At 48.9% G+C, this 3923-nt stretch carries 3 protein-coding genes; all 3 read left to right on the forward strand.

The features are described from left to right. Window positions 1–78 precede the first annotated feature (78 nt). Entirely contained in the window at window positions 79–1086 is a 1008-nt protein-coding gene (locus CHA01nite_RS20160) for a sugar kinase (protein WP_146944769.1), read from the forward strand. 272 nt (window positions 1087–1358) lie between these two features. Continuing rightward, the gene (locus tag CHA01nite_RS20165) at window positions 1359–2018 is read left to right on the forward strand and encodes a bifunctional 4-hydroxy-2-oxoglutarate aldolase/2-dehydro-3-deoxy-phosphogluconate aldolase (protein WP_146944771.1); all 660 of its coding nucleotides are present in this window, start codon (window positions 1359–1361) and stop codon (window positions 2016–2018) included. 448 nt (window positions 2019–2466) lie between these two features. Next, on the forward strand, window positions 2467–3923 hold a 1457-nt coding region (locus tag CHA01nite_RS20170; RefSeq protein WP_146944773.1), incomplete at its 3' end, for an MFS transporter.

Here is a 3923-nt window from a genome sequence, read left to right on the forward strand (position 1 = left end):
TCTTTGCGGCCTTTGCGTTTAAATAAAAGCAGCCATTATTAAAAAAAAGGCATTATTAAAACAGCCATCATAAAAACAATGAATAACAAAATACTTACTTTCGGAGAAATCATCCTTCGCCTTTCACCGCCCGGCCACCGGACGATGAAGCAGAGCCATGAGCTGGAGTTTTTCTTCGGCGGGACGGAGCTCAACGTGGCGGCATCCCTGGCAACGATGGGTTGCGGGGTCAGGCATGTGGGCTGCGTATCCGATGATTTTGTAGGGGAATCGGCTTTGGCTTTTGTGAAAAGCTTCGGAATCGATGCTTCTTTTATCACCAGAAATGATCATCCTTTGGGGCTGTATTTCCTGGAAACGGGCGCATCGGTCCGTGCAAGCCGGATTGCCTACAACCGGTTGAACGGTTCCTTCGCCAACATCGAACCCGGTAAAACTGACTGGAGAAAAGCGCTCGGAGACTGCAGCTATTTCCACTGGACGGGCATCAGTCCGGGCATTTCCAAATCCGCTTATGAGGCCTTAAAAGAAGGTCTTCGGACTGCCCGCGACATGGGAATCGAGGTGACTGCCGATCCGGCCTACCGTTCCAACCTTTGGAAGTACGGGAAAAGCGGGAAAGAGGTGTTGAAGGAGCTGGTGGGGTATTCCACGATTTTTATCGGCGGGGTGAATGAGATCAACGAGATCCTGGGAACTGCATTTTCATCGGACAAAGAGGGTTTTTTTAAAGCCTGTGATGAATTGAAGCGGCAGATTCCTTCCATCCATAAGATTTTCGATAAAGTAAGGATCGGGGTAACGGCCAGTTCGCAGCAGACCCAGGGAAGGGCCCTTTCCGGGGGCAACTATTTTGAAACCGGGCTGTTGGAAGTTAGTCCCGTGGTAGACCGGATCGGGACGGGGGATGCCTTCGCCGCAGGGCTGATCTACGGTTTGCAGCATTTCGATGATGAAAAAGCGCTCCATTTTGCCAACGCGGCGTGCGCGGTCAAGCACACGATTTTAGGCGACATCAGTTACAGCAGCGCCGAAGATATCCTGGACGTGATGAACGGCGATTCCGGGGGAAGAATAAAGCGGTAGCGACTAGCTGCTGGCAGATGGCTTTTGGCAATTTGCTTAATAATGCTTCTACAAAGCTAGAATATAATACAAAACTTAGTGGGCTTTTATAAGCATGAGTTTATGCTGAGCCTGTCGAAGTAGCTTTGTGAACCTTACAAACAATTAGTAGTAAAAGAAAACTTTGCGGACTTAGCTAAGTGAAACGCCTTTGCGAACTTAAAAGCAGTTAGTATTCATAAAAACTTTGCGGACTTTGCGTTAAAAACCAGGATTATAAAATAAAATTAAAAATGAGAACCATTCAATCAACCACCGATACCATTATCAGCCAGGGTGTTCTGCCTTTGTATTACCATGCGGAGGAGTCGGTTAGCTTAGATATTTTAAGATCGCTGTACCGTGCCGGGATCCGCGCGGTGGAATACACCAGCCGGGGCGGGGCGGCATTGGGCAATTTTACCAAAATGGTAGAGATCCGCACTGCCGAAATGCCGGAGATGCTTTTAGGCATCGGGACGATCAAAAGCCTTCAGCAGGCGGAGGAATACCACCGGGCCGGGGCCGATTTTTTCATCAGTCCGGGTTTTGTACCGGAAGTGGCGGAGTATTTAATCCCGAAAGATCTGTTGTACAGTCCGGGGTGCATGACCCCCACGGAAATCATCGCCGCTGAGAAGGCGGGGGTAACCTTCATCAAATTATTTCCGGGAAATGTCCTGGGCGCCGGATTTATGAGCGCAGTCAAAGATGTATTTCCAAATCTGAAATTCATGCCAACGGGTGGCGTGGATACCACCAAAGAAAGCATCGGAAGCTGGTTTAAAGCAGGCGTATCGGCCGTGGGCATGGGCAGTAAGCTCATCAGCAAAGAACTGATGCAGGCCAAAGATTACGGAACCATTGAAAAAGAAACCCGGAAAGTAATGGAACTGATCCGGGAGTTAAAATAACGTGAGTTCAATAGAAACATAAATGGTATCAATAGGAATGGACTTCAGTCCATTTACATGAGGATACCGATAACCGGCTTTAGCCGAAACGTACGGTAAATTTTGGCTGAAGCCGGATCCTAAGCCGCAATAATGCCATCGGGCTAAAGCCCGACGCTATTGATAATCAATAAATCTGTTTGTATATCATAGATATTCAAATAAATAATGATTAAATATAATGCAGATAAAAAAGACTTTGTGGTCTTGGCTAAGTGAAACGCCTTTGCGAACTTAAAAAAGTTTAGTAGTAAAAGAAAACTTCGCGGACTTTGCGTTAAAAATAGTTTGTCATATTTAAGTCCTGAAGAGACGGCTTAATGCATGTCAAAAAAGAAAAATGTTTACAGACTTTGCGTTAAACAAGAATAGTAAAAAACAAAAAACTAACTAAATTCTAAAATAAAGTATGGGTTCAGTTACCTCTCTTAAACCGAGCAGCTTCCGGTGGACCATCTGTGTGCTGCTGTTTGTGGCCACCACGATCAATTACCTGGACCGCCAGGTGCTGTCTCTGACCTGGAAGGATTTCATCGCCCCGGAATTCCACTGGAACAACAGCGATTACGGGAACATCACCGCCCTGTTTTCCATTTTTTATGCCGTGGGGATGCTTTTCGCCGGAAAGTTCGTCGACTGGATGGATACCAAAAAAGGCTTTCTATGGGCCATTGCGATCTGGTCGGTGGGGGCGGTGTTGCACGCTTTCTGCGGAGTGGCGACTTCGGGAATTCTTACCGGAAACTGGCTGGCCGGTTTTCACGGCTCGAAGGAACTGATTGCAAAAGTATCCGATACCTCAGCGATCATCAGCACCAGCGTGACGTTGTTTGTCTTTGCCCGTTTTGTGCTGGCCATCGGGGAAGCGGGGAACTTTCCGGCAGCGATCAAGACCACTGCGGAGTATTTCCCGAAAAAGGACCGCGCCTTTTCCACCAGCATCTGGAATGCGGGAGCAACGGTGGGGGCCCTGGCGGCGCCGGTTACCATTCCTTTTATTGCCAGGGCGATGGGCTGGGAGTGGGCCTTTATCATCATCGGGGCCCTAGGCTTTCTGTGGATGGGGCTTTGGGTATTTTATTACAAAAAACCACATGAGCATCATAAAGTCAATAAGCACGAGCTGGCCTATATCAACCAGGACCATGAAGAAATCCTGGCTCAGGACGCTTCGGTTCCTGAAAAGAAGTTTTCCTACAGGGAATGCTTCAGCCACCGCCAGACCTGGGCATTTGCCTTCGGGAAGTTCATGACCGACGGGGTATGGTGGTTTTTCCTGTTCTGGACCCCGGCTTACTTAAGCTCGGTCTACCAGATGGATTCCACCCAGAGTGCCTTTCCTTTATTTGTCCTGTATGTGATTACCCTGCTCTCGATTATCGGGGGCTGGCTTCCGAAATACTTTGTGGAGAAGAAGGGGATGAATGCCTACTCGGGAAGGATGAAAGCGATGCTGATCTTCGCCTTTTTCCCATTGCTGGCCTTACTGGCGCAGCCTCTGGGCTCAGTCACCTACTGGATCCCGGTCCTGATCATCGGGATTGCCGGAGCGGCGCACCAGGCCTGGTCGGCAAACATCTTCTCCACGGTGGGCGATATGTTCCCTAAAAAAGCAATTGCCACCATCACCGGAATCGGCGGCATGGCCGGGGGGATCGGTTCCTTTATCATCAACAAATCCTCAGGGGTACTCTTCGATCATGCCCACAAGGCCTGGACTACGGTAAACGGCGTACCGCTATTGGAAAAATACCCGCAGTACATCAACGAACGGCTGCCGGAAGGCTTTTTTGAAGACCTGAAAACATCAGGGGCCGTGGTAGTTGACGGGATTGACAAAGGCTACATGATCATTTTCTCCATCGG

The sequence above is a fragment of the Chryseobacterium hagamense genome (assembly GCF_007991455.1).
In the GTDB taxonomy this organism is placed as follows: domain Bacteria; phylum Bacteroidota; class Bacteroidia; order Flavobacteriales; family Weeksellaceae; genus Chryseobacterium; species Chryseobacterium hagamense.

Excerpts from the sequence above, each read along its gene's own strand:
- CHA01nite_RS20160 (WP_146944769.1), top strand. The coding sequence starts at position 79 with ATGAATAACAAAATACTTACTTTCGGAGAAATCATCCTTCGCCTTTCA.
- CHA01nite_RS20165 (WP_146944771.1), top strand. The coding sequence starts at position 1,359 with ATGAGAACCATTCAATCAACCACCGATACCATTATCAGCCAGGGTGTT.